Source organism: Rhizobium sp. PEPV16 (genome assembly GCF_008919455.1).
GTDB lineage: Bacteria > Pseudomonadota > Alphaproteobacteria > Rhizobiales > Rhizobiaceae > Rhizobium > Rhizobium leguminosarum_Q.
Map to the genome: position 1 here is coordinate 1 of NZ_VSZV01000241.1, position 16718 is coordinate 16718.

Here is a 16718-nt window from a genome sequence, read left to right on the forward strand (position 1 = left end):
CGATAACCACGACATCGTAAAGGCTTTCGATCTCCGTCAGGACCTCGCCGATGCGGGCAAAGAACATCGTCTCCGCCGTACCCGACGCCATCGCCTTTGGGGTCTCGTGCTCGAATTCCATGAGCTCGAGATTGCCTGGAATGAGATGCAGATTGGGCGTGTAGGTGGCGCGCACGATGTCGGCGATGGGGCGCGGCTCCTCATATCGGATCGCACCGTAGATCGTTTCGCCCTCTCCGACGTCGAACTCCGGCTGATGGCCGAACAAGGCAGACAACGAGGCCTGCGGATCGAGGTCGACGGCGAGCACGCGGTAGCCCCTGAGCGCCATGAACTGCGCCAGATGGGCCGCAGTGGTGGTCTTGCCCGAGCCACCCTTGAAATTCATGACGGAGATGATCTGGAGTTTTTCGCCCGGCCGGCGGGCCGGCACATATTTCGGCGTTCCGTTTCGCTCGTCGAGGACCCGGCGAATCCGGTCCATATCGGTTGCACTGTAAAGCCGCCGTCCGTTTGCGAGCGGATCGGGCCCATGGCCGTCGGCGGCCACCTGGCGGAGATAACCTTCGCCGATACCGATGAAGGCCGCAGCTTCCGCCGGCGAAAATGTTCTGATGGTCTTTTGCGAGAGCGGGGGAAAGATTTTTGCCTGATGCTGCTGAAGTTGATAGGATAACTCCTTCGCATCTGTTGCCAGAAGCGATGGGAGGTGCTCTTGATCGTCTTGGAGAGCAAGACTCGGCTGCATGATCTTTTTCCCAGGTAACTGCGCAATTTTGAACGAAAGCGCTTCAGTTGCGCAGTTACTATATGCCTCGATTCGTTACCAATTTACAAATGCTTAACCAAACCGCCCGTTTCAGCCCGCCGAGACGGCTGGCGGCATGAGCCAGATTTCAAGTGATTCGCGCATTGCCGATGACTCGAAGTGACTGATAACTACGGTGGCTTTCCAGCCGACCGGGAGGTCAATCACGTCGCCTTATAAGCCATATTTATCAATAGCTTGGGCGCCACATCTCTATTTTCCATCGTCCTTCAGGTAGTTGTTGCCGTTGATCACCAGAAGCCCGTCGGAACCTTTGTCGGGTTCGAATATGCTCATGGTCTCGGTCCTACCGCTGGCGTCGGTCAGATCGAGGCGATAGCCGGAAAGCTTGTAGCGTCCGCTTGCGCCCGGCCGGTTGCTTGACGTGGTGACGCCCGATTGCGATCCGCCGATTTCGTTCGCCATCGAGGCGCCCGACCAGCCTGTGCGTTCGAAAGTACCGTTTCGATGAAGCGTCAGCGTATGGCTGGACGCCACCGATCCCGATGAGGTCGCGGTCATGCCGCTCGAGGCGAAGGTGGATACCCATTCGCCGTCGAGCGTCGTGCCCTCATCAAACGGCGGCACGGCGCGGTGGTCTGCGTCGGCAATCACCAGGTCTTCGCCCTTTTTCGAGAACGGTTTCGTCTCGATCTCGATCGTGCCGTAGGCAGAGGTGACGCTGCGCATTTCGATCGACCCGGCGGATGAGAAGAAACCGCCGCCGGCAAGCTTGTAAAGGCCGCAATCGGTCGGGGTGTCCCTGCAATGTTCGGCAATGCTCCGGTCGCCCTTCGGCAGCTCTGTGCTGAACAGCCCCTTCGGGTCGAACATGGTGATCGTGCTGTCCGAATAGAAATCGATGCCTCCGAAGACGTTCGGCCGGAGTCCGGTATCGAGATGGGTGAAGACGCCGTCCAGCCCGCCGTCGTCACTCGCCGGCACGAGATTGAAATCCTTGTCGGAAGGACCAAGCTTCACCGAGCGCACGAGGGTTGCGAAATCGGTCTCGGCGCTGCTGCTTCTGTCGCCGTTCACATTCAGCAGCACGAGCTGCAGATAGGCCTGCCGCTTGTCGCCGGCGATGCCGACGACGATCTGGCTGATGGTCACGTTCTTCTGGTGGACGCAGCAACGTTCTTCCACGCGGATGTCGTAGCCGTTCACCGTGACCCCATAATGCTTGATCAGGATATCTTCCTTTGCCATGTCGGGAAGCGTCGCGACGAAGGTCTTCATGCCGGCCTGCAGGGAATTGCGCGTTGCCGGGAGCGGCTTGGTGATCTGGATCAAAGCATTGCCGCGCTTGTTGTCCTCCGTTTCCGGAAAATCCTTCTGCAGCATGAAGAGATTGCCTTTGCCGGCTTTCCTCCAGCCGGAAGCGGCATCGGGCAAGTTCACCGTCAGGCCGCCGATATCGGCGGGCGCCGCCAATGCCTGGGAGCAGGACAGGAGGCAGAAAATGACGAGAACGAAGCCCAAGGCCGATTTGCCCAGGCCGATCCGATTAATATGCGCGTTGCCCATGCGCCCTCCCCTCGCGTTTCGACTACCGCCGACGGGATTTGGAGCTGGGCGCGACCATTTCAACCCTGAGCTTCATGAAGGTTTATTGAAGGCTTCGACATGCCGTATCAATGAGCTTAGGAAACAGGCGCTATCAATTTCAATGACGGAAAATAGGTGCGATAGCGGCCGACATCACGGGTCAAAAGCGGCAGCTGTTCTACGGCTGCGTGAGCGCCGATGAAGAAATCGTGACCCGCCTGCCTTGCGATATTGCGTGAAGACCTTGCCCGCAAGAAACAGGGCGGCCTTCGGCATTGGTCTCATCTCGAGGCCGGCCTCTTCCAGAAAAGTCTCGAGAGACTCGATCCTGTCGTATCGAACCGCAAGTTCGGCATAGATGACAATCATTGATCAGCAGGGAACCTTCGATGCTCGCCGTCTCGAGCTGGGCTATCGACCAACTCGACCATTTCGGGTCATCGGTCACCAGGTCCAGAAGAACATTGGTGTCGACGAGCGTCACGTTTCGCCACGCGTCAAAGCCATGATGGCGTCGGTACCGAGGCCCTTGCCGGCATGGCCGCGCAGCTTCTCGAAGCGACTGGCGGGCCGCTTCTGGTCAGCGCGCGTCAGAACCACACTGCCGTCGGCAGCGCGATGAAAATCGACCTGGCTGCCGGGAACGATGCCAAGCAAATCCCGGACCCGCTTTGGAATGGTCACCTGCCCTTTTGCGGTAACGGTCGTGGCCATATTGGGCGCCTTTGTAATACTCTTCTATTGAAGAGTATTACCTGCATTGCAAAATTTCAAGCCAATGCTTGCTGCAGAAGCCGGTTGCTAAGCGGCCATCGATTGGTAGAGCCAGTCGGAAAGCGTCTGGCGCGCCACGCGCGCACCGGCGGCGGGAATCAGGGCGTCGTCGGTCAATTCGACACCGAAATACGACGTGGATCGATCGGTTATCACCTGCCGTTCGTCTTCGTTCGCGGCGAGATAGATCCGGGCGATTTCATCGATGCCGAACTGCTCCGGGCCGCCGATTTCGACGACATCGCCCGAGGGAGCGCCGACTGCCAGTTCCGCCAGGAATGCGGCGACATCTCCGGCTGCGACCGGCCTCATCAAGGCCGATGGCAACCGCAAGACATTGCCTTCAGCCTCGATGTCGATCAATCCGTTTATGAACTCGTAAAATTGCGTGGAGCGGAGGATCGTATAGGGTCGACCTGAAGCCCGGATCAGATTTTCCTGCACCATTTTCGCGCGAAAATAGTCGCTTTCCACGAGGCGCGGCGTGCCAACGACCGAGAGTGCGAGATAGTGTCTGATGCCGGCTTGCGCCGCAGCTGCGAGCAAGTTCTTCGTCGACGCCTTGAAGAAATCGAACGCCGAACTGTCGCCAAACGATGCGGCATTCGTCACGTCCACAACGACTTCGGTTCCCGCCATCGCCACATCAAGTCCCTTGCCGGTAACCGTGTCGACGCCAAGCGACAATGATGCGGCCGCGACGTGGTGGCCCGATCGGCGCAACTTCTCGCTGAGCCGCGTTCCGATGAGACCGCTTGCTCCCACCACCGTGACTTTCATATCGGCATCCTCTGTTGCATGTTTTCTGCAATGCCTCACGCGAATCGACAATGACCGGAAAGCCGGACGCCTTCCATCGTGCTTGAGGTCAGGCGTCCTAGCCGACGGGCATAGCGGAACCAGCCCGAAGTCTAGGATCCGCCATCGGGAAAACAGAGCATTCTTCCGATCCGTCGTTCGCCCGAAAATTCCAGCTACGTTCCCGCGCGATGCATGGGTTTCCATGAGTTGCGGTTGTGGTGCGGCGGGATTACGCTTTGTAACATGAGCTCGCCAACCCCAAAATCGAGAACGACTGCTGCAAGAAATGCTGACGATCCCCAGGTTCTCTCTGTCCGGCAGGAGCAGTTGATGCTGAGCGTCTGGTCGCACCGTCCCCAGTTCCTGCATCTGGCGCTTTTCTTCCTCGCCTATGTGCTCGCCTGCGGCTTCGCACAGTCGCTGGCAATCGTGCCGGGAACGGGTATTTCCATCTGGCCTCCGGGCGGGCTTTTCGTCGCTACGCTCATCCTCGCCTCCAGGCGCAGCTGGCCGTGGTGGATCCTGGCGGGCTGTCTGGCAGAGATGTTCAGCAATTTCCTGTGGTTCTACAGCCCCGTGCCCGCGGCCTTCCTGATCTATGTCGGCAACGCTCTTGGAGCAATGGTCGCGGCATGGCTGGTGAACCGGACCTTGAAGCACCTGGTTCAGTTGGAAACTCTGCAGGAAGTTCTCACATTTGTCATCCTGGCTGCCGGAATTGCACCGATCGTGAGCGCGACCGTGGGAAGTGCCACGCTCGCCTGGTTCGCGATTCAATCGCAATCCTTCACGACGGCCTGGCCGCTATGGTGGATCGGAGACGCAACCGGTGTCCTCATCGTGGCACCGCTGGCGTTGGTCCTCTTTCACAGCTGGCGCAGCAAGACGCAGTTCTCGGCCGCGCAATGGGTGGAAGCCTGCGTCCTGGGGCTGATCTTTCTCGGTGTCGCAGCTCTTTCGCTGAGCGGCTACCTTCCCTTTGCCTATATCATCATGCCGCCACTTCTCTGGGCCGCCGTCCGCTTCGAGTTCAAGGGCGCCGCGGTATCGCTCGCTCTGCTTGCTCTAATCACGGCGGTATTCACGATAACAGGCGCCAGCCAGTTTGCCGGTGATCCCGAATCCCAGAAACACAATCAGATCATGCTGCAGCTGTTTCTGGCCATCTCGGCATTTTCGGCGCTGATTGTCGCCGCCATATCCCGCCAGCACCAACTGGCAGTGCTCACATTGCGCCAAAACGTGGAGACGTTGCGCGACCGGGAACGGGAGCTCTCGCAACTCGTGGACATGGTTCCGAGCCATGTCTGGCGTCTGACGCCCGAGGGCGAGCCGACCTTCTTCAATAGGCGGATGGTCGATTTCCTGGGTCTTGACGTGGCGGACTCGGACAGGCCAGGCATGAGCCGGCTGGAGGCGGTCCTGCAGGCCACCGTTCATCCCGATGACGCAGCCGGGTTCAGGGACGCCCTTCGCCATTGCCTCGCCACCGGCGAGAGCTTCGTCATGCGATATCGGCTCCGGCGCGCCGACGGTCTCTATCGCTGGATGTCGAGCCGCGCCGAGCCGATGCGCGATCAGGCCGGAAACATCGTCCAGTGGTACGGGCTTTGTCACGATATCGACGATCAGATGCGTGCCGAAGAGGCCATTCGGCGGAGCGAAAGACAGCTTCAGCAGATGATCGACGCCGTTCCGGTCCGCATATGGAGCGTGGAACCGACAGGCGGATCGATCTACTTCAACAAACGCTACCAGGATCATTTCCGTGCCGTCATCGCCAATTTTGACGCGCGGGCCGAACCGCGCATCGACGAACTGCTGCAGCAGTTGGTCCATCCTGAGGATGCGTCCGGCGTGCAGCGCACGCTGCGCAATTGTTTCGAAGCCGGCAGCGGCTCCACCATGCGGTTTCGCTGGCTTGAAAAGGATGGCGTCTACCGCTGGGCCGAATGCAGGGTGGAGCCGCGCCGCGATGACGACGGAGCGGTCGTGCAATGGTACGGCGTCTCCCTCGATATTGACGAGGAGGTGCGCGCGCTGGAGGCGCTGCGCGACCGCGAACGCGAGCTGTCGCAGCTCGTGGACATGGTCCCGGCCCAGATCAGGCGCCTGACGCCAGAAGGCGAACCGGTCTTCTTCAACAAGCGCCTCATCGACTTTTTCGGTCTCGAGGTTGGCGATATGGACAAGCCCGGCATGAGCCGCCTCTCCTCAGTCATCCACACCCTCGTCCATCCCGATGACGCATCAAAGTTGCTCGAGACGGTTCATCATTCCCTCGCCAGCGGCGATCCCTTCTCGATAAAATATCGCATGCGCCGTTTCGACGGAGCCTATCGCTGGGTCGATGGCCGAGCCGAGCCGCTACGCGATCAAAGCGGCGCGATCATGCAATGGTATGTCATCTCCGTCGACATCGACGATGAGATGCGCGCGCAGGAAGCGCTGCGCGACCGGGAGCGGGAGCTTTCCCAACTCGTGGACATGGTTCCGAGCCTGCTCTGGCGGCTCAATCCGGAAGGCGCTCCGACCTTCTTCAACCAACGCCTGATCGATTTTCTCGGTCTCGATATCGCCGATATGGAAAGGCCGGGCGTCAGCCGCCTGGCAGCGCTCATCGAGGCCGCAGTCCATCCCGACGATGCCGCCGGCCTGGAGCAAGCGCTCAACCATTCTCTCGCCACCGGGGAGCGCTTCTCCAGCCAATATCGCCTGCGGCGCGCCGACGGTGTCTATCGCTGGGTGAAAGGTAGCGCGGAGCCGCTGCGGGATGATAATGGACGGATCGTTCAGTGGTACGGCCTCTCGCATGACATCGACGATCAACTGCGCGTCGAGGACGCACTGCGGGAGAGAGAACGATCGCTCTGGCAGCTCGTTGAAACGCTGCCGGCAATGATCGATTGCGCAGCACCTGATGGAGAGCCGATCTATCGCAGCCACCAACTGCGCGACTTCCTCGGTTATAATCTCGAAGAGCTGGATGGAACGGGCAAAACCCGGCTTGACGGCACACTCGATGCCGGTGTTCATCCCGACGATGTGGCAGGGGTCAAAGAAAACTATGCCCATTCATTGTCCACGGGCGAGCCCTATGCGCGCAGGCACCGTCTGCGCCGCCATGATGGTGAATATCGCTGGGTCGAGACGCGCGCGGCACCGATGCGCAATGCCGAAGGCGTCATCGTCCAGTGGAATGTCATCTGCCTTGATATCGACGGTGAGGTTCACGCGGAGGAAGATCTGCGTCGGGCGCGAGAGGGTCTTGCACGGGCGAGCCAAGTGGCGAGCCTGGCCGAACTTTCAGCCTCCATCGCGCACGAGGTGAACCAGCCGCTCGCGGCCGTCGTAGCCAACTCACACGCCTGCCAGCGCTGGCTCATGGCCGAGCCGCCGAATATGGAGCGGGCACAGAGGACGGTCGAGCGGATCATCCGGGATGCCAACTCGGCGGCGGATGTCGTCAGCCGCATTCGCGCTCTGTTCAAGCAATCCGTAGACAGGAGGACCCCATCGACGCTCTCCGGCATCGTCAACGAAGTGCGCAACCTCATGGCCGACGAGGCCTGGCGTCGTCACGTTCGGATGGAAGTGGAGGTCGACGCCACCCTTCCGCTCATCGCAATCGACCGCGTCCAGATCCAGCAGGTTCTAATCAATCTCATACGCAACGGCATCGAGGCAATGGACGCCACGACAGGCGACAGGGTCATCGAAATCCGCGTGCGCCAGATCGGGAATATCCTCCAGACCGAGATCAGCGATCGCGGCCAGGGCATCGAATTTCCCGAAAAGATGTTCGAGCCGTTCTTCACGACGAAGGAAAAAGGCATGGGCATGGGGCTGGCCATCTGCCGCTCGATCGTCGAACTGCACGGCGGGCGATTGTGGGCCGAGAAGAACAATCCGTGCGGAGCGACGTTGATCTTCACATTGCCTATTGAAACGAAGGCGGCGCTATGACGGCCGACGACCATATCGTCTTCATCGTCGACGACGATGAACGTATCCGGGAAGCGCTCGTCGAGCTGCTGGACTCGCACGGCATGCACGCCATCGCCTTCGAATCGGCCTGCGACTACGTGAGAGCGGACAAGCCGGATGTGCCCGCCTGCCTCGTTCTGGATATCGAGTTGCCTGACATCAACGGTCTCGATCTGCAGAGACAGATCGCCGACAGGGATCATCCGCCGATCGTCTTCATTACCGGACACGGCGACATTCCCTCCTCGGTGCGTGCGATCAAGCATGGCGCGGTGGACTTCCTGACCAAGCCGTTCAGCGATGCGGATCTCATGGCGGCAATCCACGCGGCGATTGCTCAGGATCGGGAAAAGAGAGCCGAGCGCGCCGAGATCGACATGCTCAGACAACACTATCTCGACCTGACGCCGCGCGAGCGCGAGGTGCTGCCGCTCGTCGTCAGCGGCCTTCTCAACAAGCAGGCCGCAGCCGAACTGGGGATCAGCGAAGTCACGCTGCAGATCCACAGAAGAAACGTGATGCAGAAAATGGCCGCGGCATCGCTCGCCGATCTGGTGCGGATCGCGGAGAGATTGGAAATACCGATAACCCACTCGCGCAGGGTGGGAGGGAATTGAAGATGAACAAGACAAGACATGTCGTGGCAATTGTAGATGACGATCCAAGGTTGCTTGAATCGATGGGCGACCTTCTGGAATCGGCGGGCTATGTGGCCCGCAGCTTTTCATCGGCAGGTTCGCTGCTCGTCAACGGGCTGTCGGACCTCGACCTGCTCATCACCGATATCGGAATGCCTGGCATCGACGGCTTCGAACTTCGTGACCTGGTGCGGAAGTCGCGTCCGGAGCTGCCGGTATTCATGATCACGGGCCGCCACGAGATAGCCGATCAGGGACGCGCTCAAGGCGCGAGCGGATTTTTCCGCAAGCCCTTCGATGCCCAGGCCCTGCTGGCGGCCATTGCCAACGCTTTGCATAAATCGACAGATGGAGGGTGACATGAGAGTTGACCAGCCGTTGCCGCGGAGATCGGCGCCGTTATCATTGCAGTGCAGTTATGAAGAGAACCAGCCGCTTGTTATTATCGTCGATGACGACGCATCGGTTCGCGAAGCGCTGTCGGAGCTGATCCTGTCGGCGGGTTTCCAGGCGACCAGTTTTGCTTCGACTCGAGAATTGCTTGACGCCGATATATTGGATAGCCCCGGCTGTCTGATCCTCGACGTGCGCATGCCAGGCGCAAGCGGCCTTCACCTGCAGAGCCATCTGGCCGAAAACGGCATTTCCAAGCCGATCATCTTCCTGACCGGGCATGGCGACATCCCGATGACCGTCCAGGCGATGAAGGCCGGCGCCGTGGATTTTCTCACCAAACCGGTGCGAGACCAGACGTTGCTCGACGCCGTGACTGCCGGCATTGCGATGGATGCCGAGCGACGGGCGGAAACCGCTATCGCCAAGCGCAATATCAAGCGCCTGGAGACGCTGACGCAGCGCGAGCGCGAGGTCCTGCATGAGGTGGCGCGCGGCCGCCTCAACAAGCAGATCGCCTTCGACCTCGGCATCAGCGAGGTGACGGTCAAGCTGCATCGCAGCAATGTCATGCACAAGATGGAGGCGGCCTCTATCGGCGAACTGATCCGGGCCTGGGAAACGCTGCCGGCGCAAATGCGCCAGATCGGCCCGCGCTAGTAGGCGAAGGATGCCGGACTCGAAGACGATCTGCCGCTGTCCATTTGATGCGCGCCGTATCCGATTCGCGCCGGAAAAGACGATGCGGCGCCGATAATGGGTTTCGGCCCCGCACCCATGCGTTATCTCTAAATTAAAGCTCGGGGATATGACCTGGTGCCCGGCTTTGGTTCCCTAAAGGAGATCTCGCCTTGAACAATCAATCGTCAGCTGCGCCTTCCCCTGAAACCAACGCCTTCGACAACGAAGCAAACTTCCTGTCGGCCATGGGGAATGCCAAACGGCTTCACATCCTGCATCTGCTGGCCGAAGGAGAAATGTCCGTGTCCGTCCTGGCTGACGAGGTGGGATTGAGCCAATCTTCGACTTCACAGCATTTGGCAATTCTTCGAGAACAGGACCTCGTGCGGACGCGAAGGGATGCCCAGACGATCTACTATTCACTTCAATCCGCCGCGGCCACGGCGATGCTCGATACGCTCGCCGACATCTTCGGATGGCACCCTCGCTCCCCAGTGGAACGCGGCCGAGCCGTAGGCACCTGACGAAATGACGAAGCGTTGCTCTTGCGGCTCATGATTGGAACATGATCTTGTAGGCAACTCGGGATCGGCACCGCGGCGACGAAGAGCAGCGCAATGGCGAGGACGGCGAAAGAGATGACCGCGGCTTGAGCGCAAGCGCGAAGCCGAGGCCGCTCAATGGGCGTAGTTCCAAGGCCTGGATGCAATGGCGCGGGGGTCCCGCGATTGCTTCGCCCACATGGCCCTCGAATGCCTCGATCCCTGATGTACGTTTGATGTACGCCTCCTAGACGACGGTGTGATTACGCCTCCATTGCAAATGGAGATAATGAATCACATCAGGAACGGGAAAAGTCAGGAGGAGACGCCATGAGTATGGACGTACCGAACGACCGGCGGCATGGAGGCGATCATGGACGTATATGAAGCAGTCACAAGCCGACGGGCGGTGCGGGGTTTCAAAGGCGAGCCTGTAAAGAGGGAGGTGCTTGAGCGAGTGCTGTCCGCCGCAGCTTGGTCGCCGTCAGGTTCGAACATCCAGCCGTGGAACACCTATGTGATGACCGGCGCACCGCTGGCTGAGCTCAAGACGTCCGCCGTCGAGCGCGTGGCCCATGGCGACGCCTGGGACAAGCGGCAGTACGAGATGTACCCGCCCGTGCTGAAGTCCCCCTACGGGGAGCGCCGATCCGCCTTCGGCAAGGAGCGCTACAGCGCGCTCGGCATTGCGCGCGAGGACTGGGAGGCGCGCCAGCGGGCAGCGATCGCCAACTGGAACTGTTTCGGCGCGCCCGCCGCCCTGTTCTGCTACATCGACCGTGACCTGGGCCTATCCCAATGGGCCGATGTCGGCATGTATCTGCAGACCGTCATGCTGCTGCTCCGTGCCGAAGGTCTGCACAGTTGCCCGCAGATGGCGTGGTCGCAGGTTCGCGAGACGGTCGCAGAAGTCCTGTCACCCCCGGACGAGCTCATCCTCTTCTGCGGCATGTCGATCGGGCACGAGGATCCCACGGTCAGTTACACCCGCACAGGCCGCGCCCCGCTCGACGAGACGGTCACGTTCGTCGGCGATTAGTTGCCTGCGATCCAAGGACCAGAGACCCTTCTTTGATTTTTGCGTATGATAGGTCCTTTATCATGCGAGATATTGGAGAACGCCATGACCACCCATAAAGTAGGCTATCTCATCGGCAGCCTCGCCAAGGGCTCGATCAACCGAAAGCTCGCGAAAGCGTTGGTGCGGCTCGCCCCGCCGGAACTTGAAATGTCGGAGATATCCTTCAAGGACCTGCCGCTTTACAGCTACGACTATGACGCCGACTACCCTCCGGCTGGCAAAGCATTCAAAGCGGCAATCGCTGCCGTCGACGCCGTGCTGTTTGTTACGCCCGAATACAATCGGTCCATACCCGGCGGGCTGAAAAATGCAATCGACTGGGCGAGCCGCCCCTACGGCACCAACTCGTTCACACGCAAGCCGTCAGCGGTAATCGGCACGTCGCCAGGCGCGATAGGCACAGCAGTTGCCCAGCAGAATTTGCGCAGTGTGCTCAGTTTCTGCAACTCTCCCCAGATGAATGCCCCGGAAGCCTACATCCAGTTCACACCGGGGCTGATCACCGATGACGGCGAGGTCACGAACGACAAAACCGCCGATTTCCTTCGCACCTTCATGCAGGACTTCCATGTCTTCATCGCAAGGGTTCGCTCAGTCCTACCGAAAGATGCCTAGAACAGGATGATTTTAGGCCCGTCGGCCTAAAATCTGAATCCTGTTCTACATTATATAGTTAGAGCATGTTGTCACCCGAAAACCGCTCACACTTTTCGGCATCATGCTCTAGAAGCGTCGCCCTGCGGGAGCTGGCCAGGCCATCCGGGACCAGCTCCTGTTTTAAAAGCGGGCGATGCCCTCAGGCGAAGGCGTAGGAGCCGTCGGGCCGTTTCGGCACGCGCCGCTGCCAGTGGATGTAGCCTTCCTCTTCCATCGCCTTCTCGTCCATTTCGACGCCCCAGCCCGGCCGGTCGGGACGCAGCTCCAGATAGCCGTCCTTCGGCAGGTAGGGATCGACGACGTAGCGGGTTTCCCCCTCCCGCTTCTCGATATCGAGGCCGCCATAGACATAGGCCTGTCCTTTCGGCAGCCGGTATTCGAGGATGCGGAAATTCTGTGCCGCCGCCGAAAAATGAACGTTGACCGCCGTCGCAAGCGGACCCATCGGGTTGTGCGGCGCCACGCCGACGAAGAAGGCTTCGGCGAGCGTGGCGATGCGGCGCATTTCGCTGATGCCGCCGACGACGCAGATGTCGGGCTGGATTAGGTCGGCGCCCTTGACCTGCAGCAGCCGCAGGAACTCGTTTCTGTTATAGAGCGACTCGCCGGTCGCAAGTGTGCAGTTGAGCCCCTGTTTCAGGTCGCCCCAGGCCTCGATGTTCTCGGGACGCAACGGCTCCTCGAAAAACAGCGGGTCATAAGGCGCCAGCGCATTGCCGAGCTGGCGAGCGGCGATCGGTTCGAAAATCTTCGCATGGGCATCGAAGGCGATTTCGTATTCGTCATTGACCGTTTCGCGAAGCGAGCGGAAATAATCCGCCGAGGCTTTGACGACATTACCCCAGCGGTTCGAGTGCATGTCGATCCGCCAGGGGCTGAGCTTGAAGGCGGTGAACCCCCATCCCTCCTTCAGGCGATCGAATTCGTCGCGGGCTGCTGGCGCATCCGGCGCGGTGTAGACACCGGCATAGACCTTGATGCGGTCGCGCACTTCGCCGCCGAGCAGCTTGTAGACCGGGACATTCACCGCCTTGGCCGCAAGGTCCCACAGGCAGTGATCGAGCGCCGAGATCGCGGCAAGGCCAAGCGCCCCCGGCGGAAACCGGCTCTGCTGGATCAGCAGATTGACGAGATACTCCACGCGTGTCGGGTCCTGGCCCGAGACAAATTCGTAGAGATAATCGAGCAGCGGCGGCAGCGCCTTGTCGGGGCCGTGATTGTAGCATTCGCCCCAACCCGTCAGCCCGTCATCGGTATCGAGCGCGACGATCACGCGCGGACGGTCCTTGTCGCGGGTCATGAAAACCCGCATGCGGTCGATCTTCATCTTTCTGTCCTTCTAGCGATTGAAATAGGTGCGGCGCGACTGGCGCGTCTGCACGTAGAGATGCTCGTTGTCGGTTCCGGGATTGTAGGCACCGGCACTTTGCGGCACCGAGACATTGCCGTTGCTGGGGAAGCGCGCCACGAAGGCCTCGTCGATATCGCAGCCAAGTCCCGGGCCATCGGGAACGGCGATCAAGCCGTCGACCTGTTGCGGGTGCGGCACGATCGTCTGGCGGCGGCCGTCCCAGTCGTCGTCAAGCCGCTCGAGGATGAGGGCGTTGGGGATCGCCGCAAGCAGATGCAGAGCCGCATATTCCGCCACCGGCCCGAGCGAACCCGAATGCGGCGCCATCTGGATATGATGGGCTTCGGCCATGGCCGCGATCTTCTTCATCTGGGTGATGCCGCCGGCCCGGCCGGTGTCCGGCTGGATGATGTCGACCAGTTCCTTCTCTATGAGCTCACGCTCGCCGAAGATGGTCGCCGAGCGCTCGCCGGCGGCAAGCGGCACATGTGCTGCGTCGCGGATGCGACGGTAGCCGTCGATATTCTCCGGCGCAATCGGATCTTCCACCCACATCAATTCATAGGGTTCGAGCGCCCGCACCAGCCGGCAGGCATCCGCAGGCGTCAGCCACGGCGGCCCATGCAGATCGATGGCGATGTCCATGTCGTCACCGACGGCGTCACGCAGCGCAGCAACCTTGCGGACCGGATCGGCGACGCCGCCGCATTTGATCGCCTTTATGCCTCGCGCTTTGATGGCAAGCGCGCGCTCGGGCGTATTCGCATGCGAATAGATCGGGATCCGGTCGCGCACCTTGCCGCCGAGCAGCATCCAGACAGGCACGCCGAGCGCCTTGCCCTTAATGTCCCATAGCGCCATGTCGATGCCGGTCATCGCACCGCCTCCGACCGTTCCGAGCATGCCATGGCCCATCATCGCGATTTGTATCTTCTGCCACAAGCGCTCGGTATGTGCCGGATCCTCGCCGATGAGGAGGGGGGCGAGATCATGGATCGCCGTCTCGACGACACGCGGCCAGCCCGAGCATTCACCGATGCCTGTGATGCCCTCATCGGTATCGATCTTCAGAAAGAGCCAGTTTCTGGTGCCGCCGAACTGCTTGGAGGCGCCGCCGCCAGAGCGTTGGTCGGAAGCCCAGTTCGCGGGATCTGGCTGACCGACATGCATGAGAAAAGTGCGGATCCCGGTGATTTTCATCGCTGAAAACTCCCATTCTTCAAAATGTCCGGCGCGACGTAGCGGAAACGCCGCGAATGATCGCGATCACGCGAATCGGGGCGCGGGATCGCTGATATGAGCGCCTGCGTATAGGCGTGCTCGGGCGTGCGGCAGACCTTCTCCGCATCGCCGATTTCGACGAGCTGGCCTTTGTACATGACGCCGACACGGTCGCACATGTAACGGATAACGCCGATGTCATGGCTGATGAAGATATAGGCGAGACCGAGTTCGTCCTGCAGGCGCATCAACAGATCGAGCACCTGCGAGCGCACCGAGACGTCGAGCGCCGAGGTTGCCTCGTCGGCAACGATGACGCGCGGATTGAGGGTGATGGCGCGGGCAATGCCGATGCGCTGACGCTGGCCGCCGGAGAATGCGTGCGGGTAGCGTTCGCGCGCCCTCGGGTCGAGGCCGACCTGCTCCATCAGGTAGCAAACGCGCTCCTCCAGCGCCCGCCCCTTTGCGACACCATTGACGAGCAGCGGCTCGCCGATGATCTGCGAGACGGTCATGCGCGGGTTGAGGGAGCCGAAAGGATCCTGAAACACCATCCGCAATTCCCGCCTTGCGGCGGCGAGCGTCTGACCTTTTGCCGTTGCCAGGTCGATGATGTCGCCGTCGGCGCGGCGATAGAGGATTTCGCCCGCAGTCGGATCGATCAGCCGCATGATGGAGCGACCCATCGTCGTCTTGCCGGATCCGCTCTCGCCGACGATGCCGAGCGTCTCGCCCGGCAGAAGCGAAATGGAAACATCGGCCAGCGCTTTTACCTCGCCGAAATCCATCGATACATTGCGGAGTTCGAGGATCGGTGGCGCCGTCGTGTCGAGCGGAGGGCGCGCCAGCCGGATTTCGGCCTTCGCTTCCAGCTTCAGCACCGAGCCGATCAGCATGCGGGTATAGTCGTCTTTCGGCGCATGAAAGATCTGCTCGACCGGCGCATATTCCTTGGCGACGCCATTGTGCATGACCAGCACATCGTCGGCGATCTGCGCCACGACGCCCATGTCATGCGTGATGAACAGAACGGCCATGCCCTTGGCCTTCTGCAGCCGGGCGATCAGGTCGAGAATTTCGGCCTGCGTCGTCACGTCGAGGGCCGTGGTCGGCTCGTCGGCGATCAGCAGCTGCGGTTTGCAGGCGAGCGCCATGGCGATCATCGCGCGCTGGCGCATCCCGCCGGAATATTGAAAGGCATATCGGTCCAGCGCTTTTTCCGGTGAGGGAATCTCGACCTGCTTGAGCAGCGATATGGCTTCAGCGCGCGCCTCTGCCTTGCTCATCCGGGTGTGAAGGCGAAGCGCCTCGACGATCTGGTTGCCGACCGTGTGGATCGGCGACAGCGACGACATCGGCTCCTGGAAGATCATGGCGATGTCGCGGCCGCGGATCGCTCGGATCTGACGCCCGCGCGGATTGAGGCTGGTCAGATCGATCGAACCGCCGTTCTGATCGTTCAGCATGATCGATCCGCCGGATATGCGGCCGGGTGCATCGACGATCTGCAGGATCGAACGCGCCGTCACCGACTTGCCGGATCCGCTTTCGCCGACGACACAGAGCGTCTTGCCCGGCTCGATCGAGAAAGACAGATCGCTGACCGCGCGAAAGACGCCGGTGCGCAGAGGAAACTCGACCGTCAGATTTTTCACCTGCAACAGCGGTCTGCCGGCAATGGGAAGGATATCGGTCATGCCGGCCTCATTTGTTATAGGGGTCGGCCGCATCGCGCAGGCCGTCGCCGAGAAGGTTGAGCGCCATCACGGCGACCACGACGGCGCAGCCCGGCATGAAGAGCCATGGCGCAGTGGCGATCGAGCGAATGTTCTGGGCCTCGCGCAGAAGCACGCCCCAGGAGATGGTCGGCGGCTGCAGACCGAGGCCCAGGAAGGAGAGAGAGGTTTCGGCAAGGATCATTGCCGGCACCGCAAGCGTGATCGACGCGATGATATGGCTGGCAAAGCTCGGCAGCATGTGGCGAAAGATGATGCGCCTTTCGCGAACGCCGTCGAGCCTGGCGGCGGCGACGAATTCCTCGGTGCGCAAAGACAGGAAGCGGCCGCGAACGACGCGGGCGAGCTGCGCCCAGCCGGTCAGCGACAGGATGATCGTGATCATCATATATTGCAGCGTCGCAGGCCAGTCCTGCGGCAGGGCCGCGGCCATTGCGAGCCAGATCGGGATCGTCGGCAACGACAGCACGAAATCGATCACCCGCTGCAGGAAGAAATCG

Annotated in this window: 15 protein-coding genes and 1 pseudogene; 7 read left to right on the forward strand and 9 right to left on the reverse strand. The window is 60.8% G+C overall.

Annotated features, from left to right (window positions below):
- The 5 genes and pseudogenes from FY112_RS08780 to FY112_RS08800 form a co-directional block, all read right to left on the reverse strand.
- A partial coding sequence (locus FY112_RS08780) for an AAA family ATPase (RefSeq protein WP_151518190.1) occupies positions 1 to 748 on the reverse strand: 748 nt, incomplete at its 3' end.
- A 273-nt stretch (positions 749 to 1021) separates the two neighbouring features.
- A complete protein-coding gene (locus FY112_RS08785; protein ID WP_151518191.1) occupies positions 1022 to 2335 on the reverse strand; it encodes a hypothetical protein in 1314 nt (437 codons plus the stop codon).
- Positions 2336 to 2451: 116 nt separating this feature from the next.
- Positions 2452 to 2840, reverse strand: a pseudogene (locus FY112_RS37530) (type II toxin-antitoxin system VapC family toxin).
- Positions 2837 to 3070: an AbrB/MazE/SpoVT family DNA-binding domain-containing protein gene (locus tag FY112_RS08795; protein ID WP_151518192.1), complete on the reverse strand. Its 234-nt coding sequence runs from the start codon at positions 3068 to 3070 to the stop codon at positions 2837 to 2839. Before FY112_RS08795 ends, FY112_RS37530 begins: the two are co-directional and overlap by 4 nt.
- Before the next feature lie 87 nt (positions 3071 to 3157).
- Positions 3158 to 3910, reverse strand: coding sequence for an NAD(P)H-binding protein (locus FY112_RS08800; protein WP_151518197.1), 753 nt, complete (start codon positions 3908 to 3910; stop codon positions 3158 to 3160).
- A 351-nt stretch (positions 3911 to 4261) separates the two neighbouring features.
- On the opposite strand from FY112_RS08800, the gene FY112_RS08805 reads away from it, so the two are divergent.
- The 7 genes from FY112_RS08805 to FY112_RS08835 all read left to right on the forward strand — a co-directional run bounded on the left by FY112_RS08805 (position 4262) and on the right by FY112_RS08835 (position 11868).
- Positions 4262 to 7897 carry a PAS domain-containing protein gene (locus FY112_RS08805; RefSeq protein ID WP_151518193.1) on the forward strand — a complete coding sequence of 1212 codons (3636 nt, stop codon included), beginning with the start codon at positions 4262 to 4264 and terminating at the stop codon, positions 7895 to 7897.
- Positions 7894 to 8535, forward strand: coding sequence for a response regulator (locus FY112_RS08810; RefSeq protein ID WP_077976962.1), 642 nt, complete (start codon positions 7894 to 7896; stop codon positions 8533 to 8535). Before FY112_RS08805 ends, FY112_RS08810 begins: the two co-directional genes overlap by 4 nt.
- A gap of 2 nt (positions 8536 to 8537) precedes the next feature.
- Complete coding sequence (locus FY112_RS08815; protein ID WP_003550117.1) at positions 8538 to 8915, forward strand: response regulator; 378 nt, start codon at positions 8538 to 8540, stop codon at positions 8913 to 8915.
- Between the two features lies 1 nt (position 8916).
- On the forward strand, positions 8917 to 9609 hold the full coding sequence (locus tag FY112_RS08820; RefSeq protein ID WP_151518194.1) for a response regulator transcription factor: 693 nt from the start codon (positions 8917 to 8919) through the stop codon (positions 9607 to 9609).
- 191 nt (positions 9610 to 9800) lie between these two features.
- Entirely contained in the window at positions 9801 to 10154 is a 354-nt protein-coding gene (locus FY112_RS08825; RefSeq protein WP_094088187.1) for a metalloregulator ArsR/SmtB family transcription factor, read from the forward strand.
- A 391-nt stretch (positions 10155 to 10545) separates the two neighbouring features.
- Positions 10546 to 11211: a nitroreductase gene (locus tag FY112_RS08830; RefSeq protein ID WP_026158192.1), complete on the forward strand. Its 666-nt coding sequence runs from the start codon at positions 10546 to 10548 to the stop codon at positions 11209 to 11211.
- Positions 11212 to 11295: 84 nt separating this feature from the next.
- Positions 11296 to 11868, forward strand: coding sequence for an NADPH-dependent FMN reductase (locus FY112_RS08835; protein ID WP_094088188.1), 573 nt, complete (start codon positions 11296 to 11298; stop codon positions 11866 to 11868).
- A 181-nt stretch (positions 11869 to 12049) separates the two neighbouring features.
- Here FY112_RS08835 and FY112_RS08840 read toward each other — a convergent pair whose 3' ends face one another.
- The 4 genes from FY112_RS08840 to FY112_RS08855 form a co-directional block, all read right to left on the reverse strand.
- Positions 12050 to 13237, reverse strand: coding sequence for a galactarate dehydratase (locus FY112_RS08840; protein WP_094088189.1), 1188 nt, complete (start codon positions 13235 to 13237; stop codon positions 12050 to 12052).
- Positions 13238 to 13249: 12 nt separating this feature from the next.
- The gene (locus FY112_RS08845; protein WP_094088190.1) at positions 13250 to 14461 is read right to left on the reverse strand and encodes a mandelate racemase/muconate lactonizing enzyme family protein; all 1212 of its coding nucleotides are present in this window, start codon (positions 14459 to 14461) and stop codon (positions 13250 to 13252) included.
- Complete coding sequence (locus tag FY112_RS08850; protein ID WP_151518195.1) at positions 14458 to 16179, reverse strand: ABC transporter ATP-binding protein; 1722 nt, start codon at positions 16177 to 16179, stop codon at positions 14458 to 14460. Before FY112_RS08850 ends, FY112_RS08845 begins: the two co-directional genes overlap by 4 nt.
- 7 nt (positions 16180 to 16186) lie before the next feature.
- Positions 16187 to 16718: ABC transporter permease (locus tag FY112_RS08855; RefSeq protein ID WP_151518196.1), on the reverse strand; the 532-nt coding region annotated here is incomplete at its 5' end.